Origin of the sequence: Neisseria sp. HMSC03D10 (assembly GCF_001807625.1) — a bacterium.
Lineage (GTDB): Bacteria > Pseudomonadota > Gammaproteobacteria > Burkholderiales > Neisseriaceae > Neisseria > Neisseria mucosa.
In genome coordinates this window covers 1-542 of sequence record NZ_KV789519.1, presented here as the reverse complement: position 1 = coordinate 542, position 542 = coordinate 1, and the positions used below count along the sequence as shown (strand labels likewise).

1 protein-coding gene is annotated in these 542 nt (G+C 51.8%); it reads left to right on the top strand.

The window, feature by feature from the left end; translation table 11 throughout:
- A partial coding sequence (locus HMPREF3066_RS13510) for a hypothetical protein (RefSeq protein ID WP_141743171.1) occupies positions 1-542 on the top strand: 542 nt, incomplete at both ends.

The window sequence follows — 542 nt, the reverse complement described above, 5'->3', positions numbered from 1 at the left end:
ACTACTTCCGGTCTGAACAATGGCGGCAACAAAATCGCCAACGTAGCCAAAGGTGTGGCAGACACTGATGCGGTTAACGTCAGCCAGCTGAACCCGATTGCCAAAGCGTTGAATAGCAGCATCAACCCGATTACTGGTGCGATTGAAGCTCCTGTCTTTACTGTAACTAAAGCAGACGGTACGAAACATGAAGCCGTAGGCACGGTTCAAGACGCTTTGGATAAAGTAGGCGAAGAAGTCAGCAAAGGTCTGAACATCGTTGCGGACAACGGGTCGTCTGAAAAAGTGAACTTGGGCGATACCGTTACCTACACAAGCAAAGACAAGAACATCGTTACCACAAGCGGTACAGGCAAAGCGATCGACTTCAGCCTGGCCGAGAAAGTCACCATCGGCAAAGACGCAGCGAACGGCGGTAAACCGGTAGTGATTGACGGTAAAGAAGGCATTGTCAGCGGACTGACCAATACCACCTTGGGCAGCGCCCCATTGGCAGGATCGAACAAAGCAGCGACCGAAGCGCAGCTGGATGCTACCCAAGT